Here is a 20,511-nt window from a genome sequence, read left to right as displayed (position 1 = left end):
CGATCGTTTGTTTCAGATGCCGTTGCCGTCCATGGCGGATGCATCCGGTCCGGGTGCCTGGAATGCGATGCTTTCGACCACTTCGAGGTCGTAGCCGGTGAGACCTGCGTACTTGAGCGGCGGGCCCAGGTGACGCAGTTTGCCGACGCCCAGATCCTGGAGGATCTGCGCGCCGGTACCGACTTCCGAATAGATGCGTGTCTGCGTACGCGAATACGGGCGCACCGGCTGGGTCAGGTGCGGTACCCGCTCGAGCAGGGCCTGGGAAGACTCGTGGTTGGCCAGCACCACCACCACGCCCGCACCGTGCTCGGCGACTTTCTGCAGCGCCGCCCACAGCGTCCAGTTGGCGGGACCGGTGTACTCGGCGCCGACCAGGTCGCGGAGCGGGTCGATGACATGGACCCGCACCAAAGTCGGATCTTCACGGCGGATGTCGCCCATGACCATGGCCATGTGCACGCCACCCTGAATGCGGTCTTCGTAGCTGACCAGGCGGAACGTGCCGTGCACCGTGGGCAACTCGCGCTCGCCCATGCGCGTCACCGTGTGCTCGGTGCTCAAGCGGTAGTGGATGAGGTCGGCGATGCTGCCGATCTTGATGCCGTGACGGGCAGCGAACAGTTCGAGGTCCGGACGGCGCGCCATGGTGCCGTCGTCTTTCATCACTTCGACGATCACCGCGGCAGGGCTGAAACCGGCCAGCCGCGCCAGGTCGCAGCCGGCTTCGGTATGTCCGGCGCGGGTCAGCACGCCGCCTTCGCGGGCGCGCAGGGGAAAGATGTGGCCCGGTTGCACCAAGTCGGCGGCAACCGCCTGCGGCGCCACTGCGGCGGCGACGGTGCGCGCCCGGTCGGCGGCGGAGATACCGGTGGTGACCCCGCTGGCGGCTTCGATGGACACGGTGAATGCCGTGCCGAAACCGCTGCCGTTGCTGGGGACCATCTGCTCCAGCCCCAGTCGTTGGCAGCGTTCCTCGGTGAGGGTGAGGCAGATCAATCCGCGTGCTTCGCGGGCCATGAAACTAATGGCCTCGGCGGTGCAGCAGTCGGCGGCAAGCAGCAGGTCACCTTCGTTTTCGCGGTCTTCGTCGTCCACCAGCAAGACCATCTTGCCTTGACGAAAGTCCTCGATGATTTCTTCGATGCTGTTGAACGCCATGCCTGCACTCTCTGGGATGACTGACTGGGATAACCGCCTGAATCGTGGTATACCATAATACGTACATTACCCCCCTGTCGAGGTGAAAATGAAGGCTTATTGGATTGCTCATGTAGACGTTACCGATCCTGCGCAGTACGTGCTTTACACGCAGCGCGCGCCGGCGGTTTTCGCCAGGTTCGGGGGTCGCCTGCTGGCCCGTGGAGGTCGTTCGCAAGCCATGGAAGGCAGGGCCACGCCGCAGCGCAGCGTGGTGATCGAGTTCGATTCGTACGCCCAGGCGCAAGCCTGCTATGAATCCAGCGAGTATCAGGAAGCGGCCGCCCTGCGTGCGGGCGCCGCGAAGGCCGAAGTGATCATCGTCGAAGGTTGCGAGGCGGTCGCCGGCTAGCGCATGAAGTGGATGCGGCCGGTATCGTCGTTGCCCATGTAGATGCCGTAGGTACCGGTCGCGCGCTCCTGGATGTAGCGCTCCAGAATCTGCCGGATGGCGGGGTAGTAGATGCTGTCCCAGGGAATGTCCTGCGGCGCGAAGAACTGCCGTGCGGCAGTTTCCGGGCCGAATTCGTCGGTGATCTCCAGGGCCATTGCGCGAAAGATGATGTACACCTCACTGATCCGCGGGACGCTGAAGATCGAGTACGGCGAGAGGATCTCGGCGCGTACCCCGGCTTCTTCCCACAGCTCGCGCAGGGCGCCTTCCTCGGTGGTTTCGCCGCTTTCCATGAAGCCTGCGGGCAGCGTCCAGGTGCCGGGGCGCGGAGGGATCGCGCGCTGGCACAGCAAGTACTTGCCATCGGTTTCGACGATGCAGCCGGTGATGATCTTCGGATTGACGTAATGGATGTGCCCGCAACCGGAGCAAAAGGTCCGCTCATGGGTATCGCCCGCGGGGATTCCGAGGCTCAGGCCGCAGGCACCGCATTGGGGGCAAAACCGTGGAGTGGCCATGGCGGTCAGCGTCCGATGCGCGGTTCGTTGAGGGCGATGGGCACTGCGATGTCGCGCACCTTGTGGTCGTCGTTGCGCTGCTGACGCAATGACTCCAGGGCCACTTTCGCAGCAGCACGGACGTGGTCGACAGACGCCTGGTGCGCCGCCATCGGATCGCCGCTCTTGATCGCGGTGACGATGCGCTCCATTTCGTCGTTGCTGACGCCGCGGCGGTTTTCCTGCGACACCGAGGTCGCGCGCAGGTAGCTGATGCGAGCCTGCAGCTGGCGCAACTGGGTTGCGGCAACCTGGTTGCCCGAGCCTTCGAACAGCACGTCGTAGAAGCCCTGGACCGAGCTGAGCACGTCGGACAATGCACGCTCTTCGAGCGCCTTGCGATTGACCGCCAAGGCTTTTTCCAGGGCGCGGATGTCCCGGGCCTTGGCATTGAGGGTGAACAGCTGGACGATCAGGCCTTCGAGCACGCAACGCAGTTCATAGATGTCGCGGGCGTCTTCCAGGGTGATGATGGCCACGCGTGGACCCTTGGCGTCGGCGAATTCCACCAGGCCTTCGGATTCCAGGTGTCGCAGCGCCTCGCGCACCGAGGTACGGCTCACGCCCAGGCGCTCGCACAGATCACGCTCGACCAGGCGATCGCCCGGCAGGAGCTGAAAATTCATGATGGCACTGCGCAACTTGTCGAGCACGATTTCGCGCAGGGTGACGGGGTTGCGATTGACCTTGAAGCTGTCGTCGAGGGGCAGGCGTTTCATCGGGTCCGCTCTGTTGAAAAGGCAAAAAAACAGCGGCGAGTCTAGCACGCCACCCGGCGTTGCTGCCCAACGGCGACAGGCCAGGCACGCAGGTGCGGCTGGCCCGTTGGGTCAGCGCAGGTCGATCATCCCAGGGTCGGCAATGCGCCCAGTTTGCCGCGGTGGTAGAGCATGGGCGTCAACGGCTCGCTGGGCAGGATCAGGTTCTTCACGGCACCGACGATGATCGCGTGATCGCCACCGTCGTACTCGCGCCACAGCTCGCACTCGATGATGGCCGTGGCTTTCTCCAGCAGCGGGTTGCCCAGCTCGCTGAGGTGCCAGGCGATGGCCCGCGCCTTGTCTTTGCCCTTGCTGGCAAAGGCGTAGGCCTCTGCCTGCTGGTCTGCGGACAGCAGGTGAATCGCGAAGCGCTTGCTGTCGCGCAGGACCGGGTAGGTGTCCGACTCGTAGTTGGGGCAGAACAGTACCAGCGCCGGGTCGATCGACAGCGCACTGAATGCACTGGCGGTGATGCCGACGATGCCGCCTTCCGGGTCCAGCGTGGTGACGACCGTCACGCCGGATGGGAACGAAGCCATCACTTCTTTGTAGATGCCGGGTTCGATCATTTCAAATTACCTCAACGCATCACGAATGGGTCGGGCATGGGTGCCTGGGACAGGTTGATCCATACCGTCTTGAGTTCTGTGTAGGCCAGTACCGAATCAATGCCGCTCTCGCGGCCATAGCCACTGTTCTTGAAGCCGCCGATCGGCGCCATGGCCGATACCGCGCGGTAGGTGTTGACCCAGATGATACCGGAACGCACGTCACGGGCCAGGCGGTGGGCCCGGCCCAGGTCGCGGGTCCAGATGCCGGCGGCGAGGCCGAACTGGGAATCGTTGGCCATGGCCAGCGCTTCAGCTTCGGTGGAGAAGCGGATGACCGACGCCACCGGACCGAAGACTTCCTCCTGCATGATTTTCATGGAGTGGTTGTTGCATTCGAACAGGGTCGGCTGGTAGTACCAACCGTCGCTGTCGGTCTGTGCGCGCTGACCGCCCATGCGCAGGGTAGCGCCTTCTTCCAGCGCCTGCGCGACCAGGCTTTCGACTACGGCCAATTGCTGGGCGGTGGCCATGGGGCCCATTTCGCTGGATTCGTCCTGGGGGTTGCCGATCTTGATGCGCTTGGCGCGCTCGACCAGACGCTCGACGAACTCGTCGTAGATCTCGTCCTGCACCAGCAGGCGCGAACCGGCCACGCAGCTCTGCCCGGAGGCGGCGTAGATGCCGGCCACTACGCCGTTGATGGCGCTGTCCAGGTCGGCGTCGGCGAAAATGATGTTCGGTGACTTGCCGCCCAGCTCCAGGGACAGCTTGGCAAAGTTTTCAGCGCTGCTGCGTACCACGTGGCGCGCGGTGGCGGCACCGCCGGTGAAGGCGATCTTGCGCACCAACGGGTGGCGGGTGAGGGCGGCGCCGGTGCTCGGGCCATAGCCGGTGACGACGTTGACCACGCCCGGCGGAATGCCGGCTTCCAGAGCCAGGCGCGCCAATTCCAGCAAGGTGGCACTGGCATGCTCGGAGGGCTTGAGAACGATGGTGTTGCCGGCCGCCAGGGCTGGTGCCAGCTTGATCGCCGTCAGGTACAGCGGGCTGTTCCAGGGAATGATCCCGGCAACCACGCCGATCGGTTCGTGCACCGTGTAGGCGAACAGGTCAGGCTTGTCGAGCGGCAGTGTGCCGCCCTCCAGTTTGTCTGCCAGGCCTGCGGTGTAGTGGAAAAACTCGGGCAGATAACCCACCTGGCCACGGGTTTCGCGGATCAGCTTGCCGTTGTCACGGCTTTCGAGCTGAGCCAGCGCTTCCTTGTTCTCGCCGATCAGGTCGCCCAGCCGGCGCAGCAGCTTGCCCCGGGCGGTGGCGGTGAGCCCGCGCCATGCCGGCGCCTCGAACGCCCGCTGCGCGGCTTGCACGGCGCGGTCGACATCGGCCTCGTCGGCGTCGGGCAACAGCGCCCAGGGTTGCGCCAGGGCCGGGTTATGACTCTCGAAGGTCTTGCCGGACAGCGCATCGACCCACTGGCCGTCGATGCACATCTGAAAGCGTGAAAGGGTCATGCGACGATCCCCTGTGCCTGGTTGTCCAGGCGCTGGGCCCGGGTAAGAAAATCCAACAACATCTGGTTGACCAGCCGGGGTGATTCCACGGGCATCATATGCCGTTGCTCGTGGAGTATCGCTACCTCGGCGTGGGGAATGCGCTCGGCCATTTCCCGGGCCATCTGCGGCGTGGAGCCCGGGTCGAGTTCACCCGTGGCGATCAGCGCCGGCGCCGCGATGCTGCCAAGGTCATCGGCGCGGTACATGTCCTGGGTGGCGAACAGTTCATAGGTGGTCAGGTAGCCCTGCGGATCATTGCTGGCCAGGGTCTCGCGCAGCGCGGCGATCTGCGCCGGGTTGGCCGCCTGATACTCGCGGCTGAACCAGCGCGACAACGCCGCCTCGGCGTTCGCGTCCGGGCCATGCTCGGCAGCCTGGCCCGTACGTGCTATTACCCCGGCGCGCTGTTCGGCGCTGCGGTTGAACACGCTGTTGAGCACCACCAGGGCCTGCAGGCGTTCGGGGTAGTGCAGGGCGAACGCCCGTGCCACCAGCCCGCCCATAGAGAAACCGATGACCGTCGCTGCGGGTACCTGCAGGTGGTCCAGCAGTTCGAGCAATTGGTCGGCATAACCGAGCAGCGCCGTGCCAGGCGCAGGCAACGCACTGTCGCCATGTCCGAGCATGTCGTAGGCAATGACCCGATAGTGCGGCATCAGCCCGACGAACTGGCCTCCCCACATTTCCTTGTTCAAGCCCACTCCATGGATGAACACCACGGGCGGGCCGTCACCCGCGGCCAGGTAACTGGTACCGGCCGCAGTGCGTTCAGCGGTAAGCCGAATCATGGAGCGCTCCTGAGTCAAGTGGGTCACTGTGCCTTTTCGGCAGCCAGCTCTTCCAGGTCGATGTAACGGTTGCCGATCCGCGGGTGCAGGCGCCCGCCGTTGGCGCAGCCCAGGACGACGACGATCTCATCGGCGCGCGGCGAATCTTCGATCTGCATTTCCAGGGTGACGTAGTGAGAGCGCAGCCCTTCGTCGTCCTTGTGCATCATCGGGATCTGAATAGAGGTGCCAGGGCCGCCACGCTTGTTGGTGAAGCTCAGGTAGCTCTTGGCTTGCACCGCCTCGCGGTAATGGTTGCCGAAACGCAGGGTATGGATGACCGCCGAGGCGTGTTCGATTTCGCCGTCGGCACCGACCACTGCTGCCTTGCCGTAGGCCTCGATCTTGTCCGCACCACCGATGCTGGCTACCAGGCGCTCGACCATCAGAGCGCCGAGGTCCGAACAGCTGGCCTTGATCTCCGGTTTCAGGTCATCGACGAAGCCGCGGCCCAGCCACGGGTTCTTCATGACCACCGCCAGGCCGACCATGGTCACGGGGCTGTCGGTGGCCTTGCCGCCTTCGATGAGGGTCTCTTCGGAGTAGGTGACGATTTTGCGGATCTCGAAGCTCATGCCTGTTTCCTTCTTGGAGGGTGTGTATCTGGTATTATGGTATACCAAGAACGAGCTTCGGCAAGTGTTTTTTATCAGGGGATTTCACAGTCCTGTAGCAGCGGCGCGAGCCGCGTCCGGAGTCACCGCGACCCTGCAGGCATACTGCATGTGCCGCCGACGCGGCTTGCGCCGCTGCTACAGAGCGGCGCGGTGCTCCAGAGATGACAGCATGCGTAGTTGCAGGATTTGCGCAGATCTATGGGTATCATTGCCCACTCACAGGCGAGGTATCCATGTTCGATTGGGAAGATCTGAGGCACTTTGCGGCCTTCGTGCGGGCGGGCTCGTTGACGGCGGCGGCCAGGGCGCTGGCGGTGGACCATGCCACCGTGGCGCGGCGCATTGCGTCACTGGAAGCCGCGCTCGGCCTGAAGCTGGTCGATCGCCGCTCGCGTGCCTACGTGCTGACCCACCAGGGGCTGCGGATTGCCGAGTTCGCCGAGCAGATGAGCAGCTCTTCGTTCGCCCTCGAGCATTACGCTGGCGCCGACCAGCCGGACGTGCAGGGCGAAGTGGTGCTGTCGGCGCCGCCGGTATTGCTCGGCAGCCTGATCGCGCCCCACGCCGGTAACCTGCTGGTGCAGCATCCGGCATTGTCGCTGCGCCTGGTGGGCACCAAGTCGCGCACCTCGCTGGCGCGCCGGGAGGCAGACGTCGCCGTCAGCCTGGCCCGGCCGCTGGAGTCGACATTGGTGGCGAGTCTGCTCGGGCACCTGGACTATGCGCTGTACGCCAGCCCTGCCTACCTGGCGCAGGCAGCGAAGCCGCGCTTCATTGGCTACGACGCTTCGCAAGCCAAATCCGTCCAGCATCGCTGGCTGGTCGAGCAGGCCGTGGACGGCGAATTCGTGCTGTGCAGCAACGACCTGCGCGTGCAGGCACTGGCTGCTGCAGGCGCAGCGGGTATCGTCTGCCTGCCGGCGTTCATTGCCGCCGAACACGGCCTGCAACGGGTCGACCCGGAAGCGGCCACCTTGAACATCGAGGTCTGGATGGCGTTCCACGAAGACGTACGCGCAACGCCACGCATCCAGGCGGTCAGCGAATTCGTGCGGCACTGCATGGCAGTGCTGCCACGCTTGTGAATTTCTGCATAGCTCAGGTGCGACGCCTGGGGGTTATGTCCGGTCGGAGTAGGCGCTAAGGTAAAGGCATCGGACCGGCATGTCGCGCGGTCCCCCGCAGGAGCCTCTCCATGAACTACGTCAAGCTGGGCAACACTGGCCTGGACATCTCCCGCCTGTGCCTGGGCTGCATGACCTTCGGCGAGCCGGATGCCGGTACCCACCCTTGGACCTTGGGCGAGGATGCCAGTCGGCCGATCATCAAGCATGCGGTGGAGCAGGGCATCAACTTCTTCGACACGGCCAACAGCTACTCGGCCGGCACCTCCGAAGTCATCGTCGGCAAATTGCTCAAGGAGTTCACCCGTCGCGAAGAAACCGTGATCGCCACCAAGGTGTTCTTTCCGGCCAACATGTGGGAAGGCTCGAAAAAGCCCAATGAGCAGGGCCTGTCGCGCAAGGCGATCATGGCCAGCATCGATGCAAGCCTGCAGCGGCTGGGCACCGACTACGTCGACCTCTATCAGATCCATCGCTGGGACTATCACACGCCGATCGAAGAGACCATGGAAGCCCTGCACGACGTGGTGAAAGCAGGCAAGGCGCGCTACATCGGTGCCTCGTCGATGTACGCCTGGCAATTCGCCAAGGCCCAGCAGGTCGCGGCCAGCAACGGTTGGAGCCGGTTCGTCTCGATGCAGAACTACCTCAACCTCATCTATCGCGAAGAAGAGCGCGAAATGATTCCCCTGTGCCTGGATCAGGGCGTCGGCCTGATGCCCTGGAGCCCGATGGCCCGCGGCCGGCTGACCCGCCCGCACGGGATGCAGACCGAACGCACCCGCACCGACATTTCCGGGCAGTCGTTCTATGCGGCCACCGAGGTCGAGGATGGCAAGGTGATCGACGTGGTCGAGCAGATCGCCAAGGAACGCGGCGTGCCCATGGCGCAGGTAGCGCTGGCGTGGGTGTTGAACAAGCGCGGCGTGTCGGCGCCCATCGTCGGTGCTTCCAGGGCCGTGCAGTTGGACGATGCCCTGGCTGCACTGCAACTGTCGTTGAGCGAAGAGGAAACGGCGCGGCTCGAAGGCCCCTACGTGCCACACGTGGTGACCGGTTTTGCCTGACAGAGCTCGGCGCAGGTGGGTCGCCGAAGAATCGCGCGGATGCTATCTTTGCTCGGCGATCCACTGCCTGAGTTGAACATGACCCACCCGTTTCCCTTTTCCCGAGAGGGCATGAGCGAGAAAGTACGCTGCCACGACTGGGCCGCGACGCCGCTGGGGCCGATCCACAGTTGGCCTGCCGTCCTGCGCATCGCCGTCGATATGCTGTTGGCATCGCGTTTTCCCGGCTGCCTGGCCTGGGGAACCGAGCGCATCATGCTCTACAACGATGCGTTCGAACCCCTGCTGGAAGGCAAGCCACACGCCCTGGGCTTGCCGCTCAGCACTGTCTGGAACGAGGTCTGGGACGACATCGAGCCGATCGTGACGCGCGCCTTCGAGGGCGAAGCGACCTACATCGAGGACTTCCCGCTGGTCATCCAGCGCAACGGCAGAGCCGAGCAGGCGTATTTCACGTTCTGCTACAGCCCTGTACGCGACGAACATGGCAGCATCGTGGGCATGCTCGACACGGTCATCGAAACCACTGCAACATTGCACGCCAGGGACAAGGCCGAGCAGGCAGCCGAAGGCTTCGAGCGCGAAGCCATGGCGCGCACGGCCGAACGCAACCGGTTCTGGGACCTTTCATCCGACATCATGCTGGTGGCCAGCCGCAGGCTCGAAATCACTGCCATCAATCCGGCCTGGTCGCGGGTGCTGGGCTGGAGCGCCGAGGACCTGGTTGGCCGGCACGCTATCGACCTGATCCACCCCGACGATCATGAAGCGGTAGCGGTCGCGATGGTGCCGCTGTTTCGCAGCGAGCAACTGCATGACATGACCTGCCGCCTGCGCCACCGCGATGGCAGCTACCGTTGGATCGCCTGGGCAGCGGTGCCTGCCGAAGACTCGTTCCACTCCGTAGGCCGCGACGTGACCGAAGAGCGCGAGCGTGCGCTGATGCTGCAGCAGGTCGAAGAGCAACTGCGCCACAGCCTCAAGATGGAAGCGGTCGGGCAGTTGACTGGCGGGCTTGCCCACGACTTCAACAACCTGCTGACCGGCATCAGTGCCAGCCTGGAACTGCTGCGTCAGCGTGTCGAACAGGGCCGCATCGGCGAGCTCAAGCGGTACATCGACGCCGCCCAAGGGGCCTCGGCCCGGGCCGCGACCCTGACTCATCGGCTGCTGGCGTTCTCGCGTCGTCAAACCCTGGCGCCACGGGCTGTCGAACCCAAGGCCCTGATCGCCGACCTCGAAGACCTGGTACGCCAGACGCTGGGCCCGAGCATCGAGTTCAGTGCCCAGAGCGAGGACGATGTCTGGTGGGTGCGGGTGGACGCCAACCAGTTGGAAAGCGCACTGCTCAACCTCTGCATCAACGCCCGTGATGCAATGCCGGGGGGTGGCAGCCTGTGGTTGCGCGCGCGCAATCACCATCAGTTCGCCCGAGCCCGCACCGAGAACGATCTGCAGCCGGGCCAGTACGTGTGCCTGAGTGTGACCGACAGTGGCACGGGCATGGATCCGCAGACCATCGCACGGGTATTCGATCCGTTCTTCACCACCAAGCCACTGGGTCAGGGCACCGGCCTGGGCCTGTCGATGGTGTACGGCTTCGTACGCCAGTCCGGCGGGCAGATCCGTGTCGATTCCTCACCGGGGCAGGGCACCGCAATGCACCTGTTTCTGCCGCGACACACCGGCGAGATCGGTGCGACGCTGCCGGTAGTGACCGGAGCTCTGCTAGACACCGAAGCCACCGGTGAAACCATCGTGTTGATCGACGACGAAGGAACGTTGCGGCAGATGGTGGGCGAGGCGTTGCGGGAGAAGGGCTACCGAGTGCTGGAAGCGGCCAATGGCGTAGAGGGCCTGTCACTGGTGCAGGGCGGCTTGAAGGCCGACCTGTTGATCACCGACATCGGCCTGCCGGGTGGCCTCGATGGCCGTCAGGTGGCAGATGCCGCTTGGGCGTTGGAGCCCGGCCTGAAAGTGCTGTTCATCACCGGCTATGCGGATCAGACCGCGGCCAGCGACGAGGTACCAGGCGCCATCGCCCATGTGCTCACCAAACCATTCACCCTGGACCACCTGACCCACACCGTGCGCTCGATGTTGGTTAGGCGTTAGGTGATACCGCTATCCGGCGCCGCTGCTGGCGCCCGATTCGCGGTCTTTCTCGATGGTGCGGGTGCGTTTCTCCAGCACCAGGTACACCACGCAGGCAATCGCCAGCGGCAGCAGGAAATACAGCGCACGGTAGGCAATCAACGCGGCCAGCAGCGCACCTTTGGAGTATTGCCCCTGCAGCAGGGTGATGAAGATGGTCTCCAATACACCCAGGCCGGCTGGGATGTGGGTGATCACACCGGCAATGCTGCTGATCAGCAGGATCGCCAGAATGGTCGGATAGCCGACTTTCTCGGGCAGCAGCGACCACACCAGCAAGCCCATCAGACTCCAGTTCAGCGCGCCCAGACAGGCTTGGGTCAGCGCCATCTTGAACGAGGGCAGGAGGATTTCCTGCTTGCGTATCGTCCAGGTGCGTTTCTTCGAGAAGCGGCAGGCCGCCAGGTATGCCAGCCCAAGCAGGATGATCACCACGCCGATGATCTGCAGCCCGGTACTGCCGATCTTGAAACCTTCGGGCAGCGCCGGCAGGCCCATCGCGAACAGCGTACCGGCCACGAACAGGTAACCCAGCCAGTTGGTGATCAGGCACAGGCTGAGAATCTTGGTGATGGCCGGCACATCCAGACCCAGCTTGGAGTACAGGCGATAACGCAGGGCTATCCCACCGACCCACGAGCCCAGGTTGAGGTTGAACGCGTAGCACACGAAGGCCAATGGCAGCACCTGCCGACTGGGCACTTCGTGGCCGATGTAACGCTTGGCCAGCAAGTCATAGCTGGCGAACGTCAGGTAGCTGGCTGCGACGATGCCGGCACCGATCAGCAAGGTGCTCAACTTGTAGGAGCTCAGCGCATGCTTGACCTCCTGCCAGTCGAGGTTTTTCACCAGCATGAACACCAGCACCGGGACCAGAATGAAGCACAGCACGGTCATGATGCGCTTGGCCCATACCCACTTGCTGGATTTCGGTGAGGCCTTCGGCGCGCTCTGCGATGAAGTCGTCATACCGTCTCCTTGTGATCCAGCGACGGCGCCTGGCAATGCTGCGGTTCGACATCGATCAGCGGCACCAGCTTGGGCGAGTGCGCTGGAATGAACCCCACCATGGCCGGAAAGTGGCGCAGGAAGTGGAAGGTCAGAAAGATGATCGGCGCGCGCCACCAGTACCCACGCAGAACCCGTTGCAGGCTGATCGACTTGCAGGTGCTTTCGGCCAGTTCCTGCAGGTGATCGTGCAGCCGCTGGTTGAAACGGCGGTCGTTGATGATCAGGTTGCCTTCCAGGTTGAGCGACAGGCTCAGCGGGTCGAGGTTGCTGGAGCCCACGGTCGACCATTCCCGGTCCACCACCGCGACCTTGCCATGCAGCGGACGCTGGCAGTACTCGCGGATGACCACGCCGTCACGCAGCAGATAGTTGTAGAGCAGGCGCGAGCACAGGCGCACCAGCGGCATGTCGGGCATGCCCTGCAGAATCAGGGTCACGTCGACACCGCGCCGGGCAGCATTGCGCAACTCGCGCAAGAAACGGTAGCCGGGGAAGAAATAGGCGTTGGCGATGATGATCCGTTCACGCGCACCACGAATGGCCTTGAGGTAGTGGTCCTCGATATCGGTGGTGTGTTCGTTGTTGTCGCGAATGGTCAGCAGCAGCCGAGCGCTGGCACTGTCGGCATCGGGCGACGGGCTGCGCGAGCGCCATGGCGCACGGTCACGCACGACCTTGCTGGTGCGGTCGAGCAGTGCCAGGGTGGCTCGGTGCAGGTCGGCCACGATGGGGCCTCGTACACGCACGGCATAGTCCTGCTTGGCCATCGGGTCGCCGGAGTCGGCCAGGTGGTCGGAGCTGTAGTTGATGCCACCGACGAAACCGATTTCGCCGTCGATGACCGCAATCTTGCGGTGCAGCCGACGAAACAAGTTGGTGCGTACGCCCATCACCCGCGGCTGCGGGTCGAAGGCCAACAGTTTCACGCCCGCATCGGACAGTTCGCGCAGGAACTGCGTGCTCAGTTCCGCCGTGCCGTAACCGTCTACCAGCACTTCCACACGCACGCCGCGCTGCGCCGCTTCGATCAGCACGCGCTGCAGATCCTTGCCCACTTCATCTTCGTAGATGATGAAGGTTTCGATCAACACTTCCTCGCGAGCCTGGCCGATAGCCTCGAACACTGCCGGGAAGAACTCCTCACCGTTGATCAGCAGCTGGATTTCATTGTTGTCACGCCATTGCTCGCTCATAGGCGAACCTCCACTGCGAGGGGCACATGATCGGAAAGATGGGACCAGGGTTTGCGCGACAGCACCTTGGGCATATGGGCTGTCGCGTTGCGAATGTAGATACGGTCGAGCCTGAGCAGCGGCAGGCGGGCCGGGAACGTCTTGGCATGCCTGCCGAAGGCTTCGACGAACACCTCGGTCATGTTGCAGTCGGCCAAGGCCTCATCGGCGCGCAGGCGCCAGTCGTTGAAGTCGCCGGCGACGATGACGGCAGCCTTCGGATCCAGGCTGTCGAGCAGCCGACACAGCAACTTCAGTTGCTGCTGACGCTGGCTTTCGCCCAGCCCCAGGTGCACGCAGACGGTGTGCACTTCTCCGTGCCCCGGTACTGCCAGCACCGAATGCAGCAGGCCACGCTCCTCGGTGCCATTGACGCTGACGTCGAGATTTTCGTGGCGCACGATGGGAAACTTGGACAGCAGCGCGTTGCCATGGTCGCCGTCCGGGTACACCGCATTGCGGCCGTAGGCGTACACCGGCCACATGCTGTCAGCGAGGAATTCGTATTGGGGAACGTCCGACCAGTTGTCGTAGCGCTGGCCGTGGGAGCGATGCATCCCGAGCACTTCCTGCAGGAACACCACATCGGCGCCCAGCGTGCGTACAGCCTCGCGCAACTCGGGCAGCACGAAGCGCCGGTTCAGCGGGCTGAAGCCCTTGTGGGTATTGACCGTCAGAACATGCAGGGAAGTTACCGCCACAGCGTCCTGGGGTAACGGCTGAGGATTAGGGGTGGTCATGCTGAAGCTCCTGAGGGGACGACAGGGGCACTTTGGCCCCTATGGTCCGACTCGGAAGCGATTGTGAAGGTTCAACGGTGCCATCATTGGAGACCAGGCCCATGCCGGAGCGACCTGATGCTGTAGAAAATGCGTTTCAAAGACGTGCTCAGGTCCGCTCAGGGTGCTGGTGCGAGGCGAGGTCATGTGGACTGTATGTGACCTGAAAAATCATAAATCCAATAAGCTGTGGCATAAGTCGATAAAATTGACATAACCCACAGTATAAGGGATTTAAATTTTACCTTGGATGCATGCCCATCCTATAATGTGGGTCACTACGCCAGACAGTCCCCGAGGTTTCGCAATGTTGGATTTATATTTCAACAAGCCAGCCGAGATCGCCAAGCGCCTTTGCGGGCGCTTGCGCACCGAGCGGCTGGCATTGAACATGACCCAGGCCGATCTGGCGGCGCGCGCCGGCATAGGCACCAACACCGTTTCCAACCTTGAAGCCGGACGCAATGTCGGGTTCGAGAACCTGGTCAGGGTGGCGATGGCATTGGGTCGAGCCCAGGAGCTCGATGACTTGTTCATGCCCAGGCTGGAAAGCATCGATGACATCCAGCGCTATGAAAACAGTGCCAAACGTCTTCGCTCCAAAAGGAAGACTGGCGATGCCTGAGCAGGTGAACGTTTTTTACGAGGGCTGGGGCGAGCGATGGCAGTGGGGCACGCTATTGTCTACCACTGCCCTGACGGGTCGTCCGCTGATCGTGTTCGAGTACAGCAATGAAGCCAGGGAAAAAGGCTTTGAGCTGTCGTCTTACAGGCTGCCGTTGAAAGGTGCTCGATTGCGGCGGGATTTTCCAGACCACCAATGGCATCTGCCAGGACCCGTCTACGACGCGCTGCCAGACGGCTGGGGCGTGTTGCTGATGGATCGCATGTTCAGGCGTCGTGGGCTCGGCACGGCGCGAATCGGTACGCTGCAACGGCTGGCCTACATCGGTAGCAATGCGATGGGCGCCATGACGTTCGAGCCGGTGGTACCCGAGGGGCAGGAGTCCGATGTTCATATTCCTTTGGAACAACTTGCAACCCAAGTGCAGGAAGTGCTCCAGGGAGACGGCGGTGAGTTCTTGCAGACCCTGCTTCTGGTGGGCGGCTCGCCTCAGGGTGCGAGGCCCAAAGCGCTTGTTCATCGCGACCCGGCAACGGGCGGATTCACCACGGCGGTGATGCCGGGTTTCGAGGCCTGGCTGGTGAAGTTTCCAGCCAAGGACGAACATGCGGAGGTGTGCGCCATTGAAATGGTCTATGCCGAGTGCCTGCGCATGTGCGGGATCGAAACGCCCGAGACCCAGTACTTCAGTCTGCCGGGCGGGTTGGCGGCGTTTGCCAGCAAGCGTTTTGACCGCCGGAATGGCCTGCGCATCCCGATGCAAAGCCTCGCAGCCTTTACCGGGGCCGACTATAGATCACCGGGCGTATTGGACTACGTCAACTTCCTGCGGGCGACGCATATGTGCACCAACGACGTGCGAGCGATGGCAACGGCGTTCGAGCGTGCGGTCTTCAATGTCGCGTTCAACAACCGGGACGATCACCCGAAGAACTTTGCCTACATCATGACGCGCGATGGTCAGTGGCGATTGTCGCCGGCCTACGACGTGACGTTCTGCGAAGGACCAGGCGGATACCACCAGATGGATGTGATGGGTGAGGCGCTGGCGATTTCACGTACGCAAATGCTGCGGCTTGCCGAGGAAGCAGAGCTCGCCCCGGCTGCCGCAAGCAAAATGATCGAGGGTATTTGTGATGTGGCCAGCCGGTTCGCGACTATTGCTCAGGACCTGTATCCGCAGCTCATTACTCAAGACACCTTGCGCATGATCCAGAACCGTATTGATGAGAACGTTGCTCGGCTGCGAGCAACAGTCAGCTGAACCATGGATCACTTGGCAAACAGCTGGCTCATGTCCTTGAAGGCCTTGAACTCCAGCGCATTGCCGCAGGGATCGAACAGGAACATGGTGGCCTGCTCGCCAACCTGGCCCTGGAAACGGATGTAGGGTTCGATCACGAACTCGGTTCCGCGCGCCCTCAAGCGCTCTGCCAGGGCCTCCCACTGCGCCCATTCCAGAATGATGCCGAAGTGCGGGACCGGTACGTTGTGGCCGTCCACCGCGTTGCTGTGCACACTTTCCTGCGAAGCCGTCTTGGGGTGCTCATGGATGACCAGTTGATGGCCGTAGAAATCGAAGTCTACCCACTGTGCGCTCGAGCGGCCTTCGGCAAGGCCGAACACCTCACCGTAGAAGTGACGGGTGGCGGCCAGGTCGTACACGGGGATTGCAAGGTGGAAGGGCGAAAGGCTCACGTTGATTTCCTTTGGACTGGTTTTGATTTTTATCAATTCTTATCCGGAAATACCTCGAGTAAAAGCGCAAATCTTGGGTTCCGAGCTCCAATTATTCTGATGAATCGCGCGTTCGGTAAGCCTCATACCGCCTGCAATACGCAGTCTCGAAACAGAGTGAACAGCGGTGAATGCTTTTGTCGGTACTTGGATACCAACACGATTTCTCTGAAAAACGTGAGGTCGTGCAGCTCCAATATTTTCACGTCTTCCGAATGTTCGAGCCATAGACCCGCCTTGGGTACCAACGAAACGCCCAGCCCACTGCGCACCATCTTTACAATCGCATCCAGCTCATCCAGTTCCAAGGTTTGGCTAACGTGGATCTTTTGCTCCTTGAGAAACTGGGTGACCAGGCGGCCGCCGAACGATCCGCGGTCATACCGCACGAAGGGCTGTTCTGCGAGGAGCTGCAGCGGATCGTCGCCTGCTATGTCCTTGGCGGTGATCAGCACGAACGCCTCGCGCGCGATCACTTCGGCCTGCAGATCCTTGGGTAGCGAGAAGGGCGGTTTGATCATGATGGCCAGGTCCAGCTCACCTGCATCCACCTGACTGAGCAGGTTCAACGAAACGCCTGGCACCAGGTGGGTTTCAATGAACGGCGCCTGTGCTTTCAAGGCCACCAGTGCCTGCGGCAGGATCCCGGTCTGAACCGTGCCGATGGCGCCGATGCGCAACGAGCCCTGGAAACCATTGGCACTGTCGGCCGCGCCCATCTGCTCGAACAGGCGCAGGATGTCTTCTGCCATTGGTATGGCGCGTTGGCCTGCCGAATTGAGGGTGGCGGAGCGGCCTGTGCGGTCGAACAGCTTGACGCCGAGTGTTTCCTCGAGACTTCTGATCTGCGCACTGACGGCTGACTGGGTCAGCCCGACTTGCTGGCCGGCGGCGGCGAAAGTGCCTCGTTGGGCTACGCAGATGAAGGTCTTCAGTTCTCGGATCATGGGGGGCCTTGGTGTGTTGTCGGATGGTTGCGCAATGACGGGATATCCAGAAACTATCCTGGTCCTCGAAAAGCACTTTGGCTGTACTTCTGGGCGGCAATTACAGCCAGAAAAACACCATGTTGCTCCCCGTTTCGCCCCTCGTTTTCACCGGGTGTACCAGCGTTCACGAGCTGCTATTTCTGTTGCTTCCACTACCTGCGTTCGGCTTGCCTCACCTTGCGGCTCAGTCCAGGCGTTTTGCCGGTAATGCGTTTGAATGCGCGACTGAACGCGGCCTGGGAGGTGTATCCCAAGCGCTGCGCCACCTCTTCGATCGGCAGCCTGTCCAAGGTTAGCCACTGGCTTGCAAGGCGCATTCGCAGTTCGGTCACGTAGCGCAACGGCGCCATGCCAACCGTCACTTGGAAGCGCTCCGCGAAGGCTGAACGCGAGGTATTGCAGTACTCGGCCAACTGCGCGACGGTCCAGTCCCGACCCGGTTGTTGATGAAGCGCCAGCAGTGCACCTGCCAGGCGTGGGTCGCGCAAGGCCGCGACGAGCCCAGAGGCATTGCCGCAGGCGCACTCGACCCAGCCTCGAACGACCATGGCAGCTACCACGTCGGCCAACCGCGCAAGGATACCGGCGAAACCGACGCGGGCGGCGCTGACCTCGCGCTCCATGGTGGCCAGAATCGGCACCAGCCCCGGGTAACGCTGGCCACCGGCATCGATCAGCATCAGACCCGGCATCAGCCGGCCAAGGCCATGGAGGCTGCCCAGCTCAAACTCCATGCAACCGCTGAACAAGATTGTGCTTGGCGTGGCGCAGGCATCGGTTCCGGTGTCCACCGCGCTTACGGTATCACCGAGCGGTGCGCCGTCCAGACGGTCGATGTCTTGAACAGGGGCATCCGGATGAGAAAACAGTTGATGGGCTGCGCCATGGGAGATGAACACGGCATTGCCGGCAGACAGCGCGTAGGTGCTGCCATCCTCCATTTGCAGCACCGCAGTGCCGACGGCGATGAAGTGGAACCAGGCGTGCCCGGACTTTTCCGTGAAGCCCAGACCGAAAGTAGGGCCCGCCTGGATACGCCGGTACTCGACGCCACGCAATCGCATGCCGCGTAACAGTTCGTTGATGAGATCCGAGGAAAGAGCAAACTGATCTGCACGCATCGTTCAGGTGTTTCAGTCAAAAACCAGAGACTCAGGATCATAGATCATCCAGATCTCGGCGCCTAGACTTCCGCTCGTAATCAAGATTGGGAGACCTGAGCAATGAATGAAGGTGTATGCAACACCGTATCCGACCGCCATACCGGTATGGACGCAGACGTAGAGCCTGCGACGCCGGCATGGATGGCCGTCTTCTCGTTGGCAATGGGGGTGTTCGGATTGCTGACCGCCGAGTACCTTCCGGCCAGTTTGCTGACGCTGATGGCTACCGACCTGGGCGTATCCGAAGCGCTGGCTGGCCAGGCAGTAACAGTAACTGCAGTGGTGGCACTGTTCGCTGGTTTGCTGGTGCCTGGCCTGACCCGCAGCATCGACCGGCGCTGGGTGTTGCTGGGTTTTTCTACCTTGATGGTCGCCTCCAATCTATTGGTCGCCGTGTCCTCCAGCTTCGCGGTGCTGTTATCGATGCGCATCCTGTTGGGCGTTGCCTTGGGCGGGTTCTGGAGCATGGCAGCGGCGGTAGCGATGCGCCTGGTGCCAACTGCCTTGTTGCCCCGGGCGCTATCGATCATTTTCAGCGGCATCGCTATCGGCACGGTCGTTGCGGTGCCGCTGGGCAGCTATCTGGGCGGGCTGTATGGCTGGCGCAGCGCGTTCTTTGCAGCGGCGGCGGTGGGCATGGTGACCTTGGCTTTCCAGTCGTTCACTTTGCCGCGCCTGGCGCCGCGGCGGCCGGCGAGACTGCGTACCATTTTCGAGGTGTTGCAGCGTCCGGGCATTGCCATGGGGATGTTCGGTTGCGTGCTGGTGCACAGCGGCCACTTCGCGATGTTCACCTATGTTCGGCCGTTCCTTGAAGGGACGACCGGCATCGGCGCTCAAGGGCTGTCACTGATGCTGCTGGGCTTCGGTGCGGCGAATTTCGTCGGCACGCTGTTGGCCGGCAAGCTGCTGGAACGAAACCCGCTGGCCACCCTGGTACTGATGCCCGCACTGGTCGGCGTTGCAGCACTGACATTGGTGTTGTTGCCGGCCTCGGTGCCGGGGCAGGCGGTACTGCTGGCAATCTGGGGCCTGGCCTTCGGTGGGGTGCCGGTAGCGTGGTCGAACTGGGTCGCCAGCGCGGTCCCTGATCAGGCGGAAAGCGCCGGAGGCATGGTCGTGGCTTGCGTGCAATCAGCCATCGCCACCGGCGCCGCCGCTGGTGGTGCAATGTTCAGCCTCGGCGGCAGCTCAGGTGTATTCGTGGCGGCGGCTGTGGTGATGCTGCTGGCTGCGTTGCTGATTGCGCTGCGGGTGCGCGTTCCTTCTCGCCGCGGAGTTGGCCAGCGGGAGCCTGCGCTGCACCTGTGATTCTGATCAGTCGTCCAGCAAGTGCAACCGCACTTCCATGGCGTCATGAAGGAGTCTGACGACCTCGATCACATCGTCGTTTGCCACACGATAGAACACGATATGGCGGGGGCTTTTGACCGTTCCGTGGGTTTGTTTGGCCTGCTGACGCGAATAGATGAGGTGATAGCTGCGAAGGCCTGGAGCAAGCTCATCGCGGTCGTGGCTGCCAATGCGAAAAGGCGTGCCGGCAATAGCTTGCAGCGCCGCAAGGATCAGCGCCTGGTAACGCTGGCGTGCCTGATTGCCGAACTGCGTCTGGGAGAGCCTGAGGATGTCGACAATGTCGGCGCGCGCCGCGTTGGAATTCGATACTGCGACATGCTCAGCGTTTCTCACGCGCGGGGAGGGTGGCCTCCAGGCTCAAGTCCTCGAGGTAGTGATCCAGATCCCCTTCGTTCAACTGAGTGAAGCGCCCGTGCTCAAGGTCCATGATGCCGATCGAGGTCGCCTGACGCAGGGCCTCAATTTTGGCAGTGTCTTCGGCGACGCGCTGTTCCAATAGACGCAAACCTTCTCGCATCACTTCGCTGGCATTCTGATAACGGCCGGACTGCACCAGGTCTTGGATAACCTGTTCCTGGTGAGGGGTGAGCACAACGTTTCGCGTCGCCATCATGAGCTCCAGCTTTCGATAAGAAGTTTCTTCCGCTCATTGGCATATTATGCCATTTTGCTTGCGAACACATGGCTTGAGGTTTGGAACTGACGAGCTGCGGCGTATGGGGTCACCCGTTGCTTCATGCGCACAACCTCAAAAAAGGGTGGCGTAGGGGTGCAGTGAATATTCTGGTCAGTGTGGAGTTGGACCTTCACCACC

21 protein-coding genes and 1 pseudogene are annotated in these 20,511 nt (G+C 62.4%); 7 read left to right on the top strand and 15 right to left on the bottom strand.

What is annotated here, in order from left to right:
* Positions 1-12 precede the first annotated feature (12 nt).
* Positions 13-1,161 (bottom strand): bifunctional 3,4-dihydroxy-2-butanone-4-phosphate synthase/GTP cyclohydrolase II, encoded by a 1,149-nt coding sequence (gene ribBA, locus IFT57_RS13370; protein WP_192151694.1) that lies wholly within the window; start codon positions 1,159-1,161, stop codon positions 13-15.
* An 88-nt stretch (positions 1,162-1,249) separates the two neighbouring features.
* Here ribBA and IFT57_RS13365 point away from each other — a divergent pair, with 88 nt between their 5' ends.
* Complete coding sequence (locus IFT57_RS13365; protein WP_122715586.1) at positions 1,250-1,552, top strand: DUF1330 domain-containing protein; 303 nt, start codon at positions 1,250-1,252, stop codon at positions 1,550-1,552.
* Here the strand turns inward: IFT57_RS13365 and IFT57_RS13360 are convergent.
* The 6 genes from IFT57_RS13360 to IFT57_RS13335 all read right to left on the bottom strand — a co-directional run bounded on the left by IFT57_RS13360 (position 1,549) and on the right by IFT57_RS13335 (position 6,418).
* On the bottom strand, positions 1,549-2,112 hold the full coding sequence (locus tag IFT57_RS13360) for an NUDIX hydrolase (RefSeq protein ID WP_122797055.1): 564 nt from the start codon (positions 2,110-2,112) through the stop codon (positions 1,549-1,551). The two genes, IFT57_RS13365 and IFT57_RS13360, sit on opposite strands and share 4 nt — an antisense overlap.
* 5 nt (positions 2,113-2,117) lie before the next feature.
* Positions 2,118-2,870, bottom strand: coding sequence for a GntR family transcriptional regulator (locus IFT57_RS13355; protein ID WP_122715584.1), 753 nt, complete (start codon positions 2,868-2,870; stop codon positions 2,118-2,120).
* Between the two features lie 125 nt (positions 2,871-2,995).
* Positions 2,996-3,481, bottom strand: a complete 486-nt coding sequence (locus IFT57_RS13350) for a flavin reductase family protein (protein ID WP_122477692.1) — start codon at positions 3,479-3,481, stop codon at positions 2,996-2,998.
* Positions 3,482-3,492: 11 nt separating this feature from the next.
* Complete coding sequence (locus tag IFT57_RS13345) at positions 3,493-4,974, bottom strand: aldehyde dehydrogenase (protein WP_192151693.1); 1,482 nt, start codon at positions 4,972-4,974, stop codon at positions 3,493-3,495.
* Positions 4,971-5,804, bottom strand: coding sequence for an alpha/beta fold hydrolase (locus tag IFT57_RS13340; RefSeq protein ID WP_192151692.1), 834 nt, complete (start codon positions 5,802-5,804; stop codon positions 4,971-4,973). Before IFT57_RS13340 ends, IFT57_RS13345 begins: the two co-directional genes overlap by 4 nt.
* A 23-nt stretch (positions 5,805-5,827) precedes the next feature.
* Entirely contained in the window at positions 5,828-6,418 is a 591-nt protein-coding gene (locus IFT57_RS13335) for an amino acid synthesis family protein (RefSeq protein ID WP_122715581.1), read from the bottom strand.
* A gap of 275 nt (positions 6,419-6,693) precedes the next feature.
* Between IFT57_RS13335 and IFT57_RS13330 the strand changes: the two genes are divergently transcribed.
* The 3 genes from IFT57_RS13330 (at position 6,694) to IFT57_RS13320 (ending at position 10,766) form a co-directional block, all read left to right on the top strand.
* Entirely contained in the window at positions 6,694-7,545 is an 852-nt protein-coding gene (locus tag IFT57_RS13330; protein WP_192151691.1) for a LysR family transcriptional regulator, read from the top strand.
* A 110-nt stretch (positions 7,546-7,655) separates the two neighbouring features.
* Positions 7,656-8,651, top strand: coding sequence for an aldo/keto reductase (locus IFT57_RS13325; RefSeq protein ID WP_192151690.1), 996 nt, complete (start codon positions 7,656-7,658; stop codon positions 8,649-8,651).
* A gap of 39 nt (positions 8,652-8,690) precedes the next feature.
* Positions 8,691-10,766 carry a hybrid sensor histidine kinase/response regulator gene (locus IFT57_RS13320; RefSeq protein ID WP_244657307.1) on the top strand — a complete coding sequence of 692 codons (2,076 nt, stop codon included), beginning with the start codon at positions 8,691-8,693 and terminating at the stop codon, positions 10,764-10,766.
* 9 nt (positions 10,767-10,775) lie between these two features.
* On the opposite strand, the gene IFT57_RS13315 is transcribed toward IFT57_RS13320, so the two are convergent.
* The 3 genes from IFT57_RS13315 to IFT57_RS13305 are packed head-to-tail and all read right to left on the bottom strand — an operon-like array spanning position 10,776 to position 13,788.
* A complete protein-coding gene (locus tag IFT57_RS13315) occupies positions 10,776-11,774 on the bottom strand; it encodes a lysylphosphatidylglycerol synthase domain-containing protein (protein WP_122797050.1) in 999 nt (332 codons plus the stop codon).
* Positions 11,771-13,009 (bottom strand): cardiolipin synthase ClsB, encoded by a 1,239-nt coding sequence (clsB, locus tag IFT57_RS13310; RefSeq protein WP_192151689.1) that lies wholly within the window; start codon positions 13,007-13,009, stop codon positions 11,771-11,773. The genes IFT57_RS13315 and clsB overlap by 4 nt, the downstream gene beginning before the upstream one ends.
* The gene (locus IFT57_RS13305) at positions 13,006-13,788 is read right to left on the bottom strand and encodes an endonuclease/exonuclease/phosphatase family protein (protein WP_192049130.1); all 783 of its coding nucleotides are present in this window, start codon (positions 13,786-13,788) and stop codon (positions 13,006-13,008) included. The genes clsB and IFT57_RS13305 overlap by 4 nt, the downstream gene beginning before the upstream one ends.
* Before the next feature lie 346 nt (positions 13,789-14,134).
* On the opposite strand from IFT57_RS13305, the gene IFT57_RS13300 reads away from it, so the two are divergent.
* On the top strand, positions 14,135-14,452 hold the full coding sequence (locus IFT57_RS13300) for a helix-turn-helix domain-containing protein (protein WP_192151688.1): 318 nt from the start codon (positions 14,135-14,137) through the stop codon (positions 14,450-14,452).
* Positions 14,445-15,716: a type II toxin-antitoxin system HipA family toxin gene (locus tag IFT57_RS13295; RefSeq protein ID WP_192151687.1), complete on the top strand. Its 1,272-nt coding sequence runs from the start codon at positions 14,445-14,447 to the stop codon at positions 15,714-15,716. Before IFT57_RS13300 ends, IFT57_RS13295 begins: the two co-directional genes overlap by 8 nt.
* 8 nt (positions 15,717-15,724) lie before the next feature.
* Here the strand turns inward: IFT57_RS13295 and IFT57_RS13290 are convergent, their stop codons facing one another.
* The 3 genes from IFT57_RS13290 to IFT57_RS13280 all read right to left on the bottom strand — a co-directional run bounded on the left by IFT57_RS13290 (position 15,725) and on the right by IFT57_RS13280 (position 18,299).
* Entirely contained in the window at positions 15,725-16,150 is a 426-nt protein-coding gene (locus IFT57_RS13290) for a VOC family protein (RefSeq protein WP_122477711.1), read from the bottom strand.
* A gap of 122 nt (positions 16,151-16,272) precedes the next feature.
* A complete protein-coding gene (locus IFT57_RS13285) occupies positions 16,273-17,136 on the bottom strand; it encodes a LysR family transcriptional regulator (protein ID WP_192151686.1) in 864 nt (287 codons plus the stop codon).
* Between the two features lie 194 nt (positions 17,137-17,330).
* Positions 17,331-18,299 (bottom strand): AraC family transcriptional regulator, encoded by a 969-nt coding sequence (locus IFT57_RS13280; protein WP_192151685.1) that lies wholly within the window; start codon positions 18,297-18,299, stop codon positions 17,331-17,333.
* A gap of 102 nt (positions 18,300-18,401) precedes the next feature.
* Here IFT57_RS13280 and IFT57_RS13275 point away from each other — a divergent pair, with 102 nt between their 5' ends.
* Positions 18,402-19,652, top strand: a complete 1,251-nt coding sequence (locus IFT57_RS13275; RefSeq protein ID WP_192151684.1) for an MFS transporter — start codon at positions 18,402-18,404, stop codon at positions 19,650-19,652.
* A 6-nt stretch (positions 19,653-19,658) separates the two neighbouring features.
* On the opposite strand, the pseudogene IFT57_RS13270 reads toward IFT57_RS13275, so the two are convergent.
* Together IFT57_RS13270 and IFT57_RS13265 are read right to left on the bottom strand one after the other, a co-directional pair.
* Positions 19,659-20,014 (bottom strand): annotated as a pseudogene (locus tag IFT57_RS13270) (type II toxin-antitoxin system RelE/ParE family toxin).
* Between the two features lie 2 nt (positions 20,015-20,016).
* Positions 20,017-20,307, bottom strand: coding sequence for a type II toxin-antitoxin system ParD family antitoxin (locus IFT57_RS13265; RefSeq protein WP_192151682.1), 291 nt, complete (start codon positions 20,305-20,307; stop codon positions 20,017-20,019).
* Between the last annotated feature and the right edge of the window lie 204 nt (positions 20,308-20,511).

Source organism: Pseudomonas sp. CFBP 13719 (assembly GCF_014842095.1).
GTDB lineage: Bacteria > Pseudomonadota > Gammaproteobacteria > Pseudomonadales > Pseudomonadaceae > Aquipseudomonas.
This window is presented reverse-complemented; position numbering and strand designations above follow the sequence as displayed.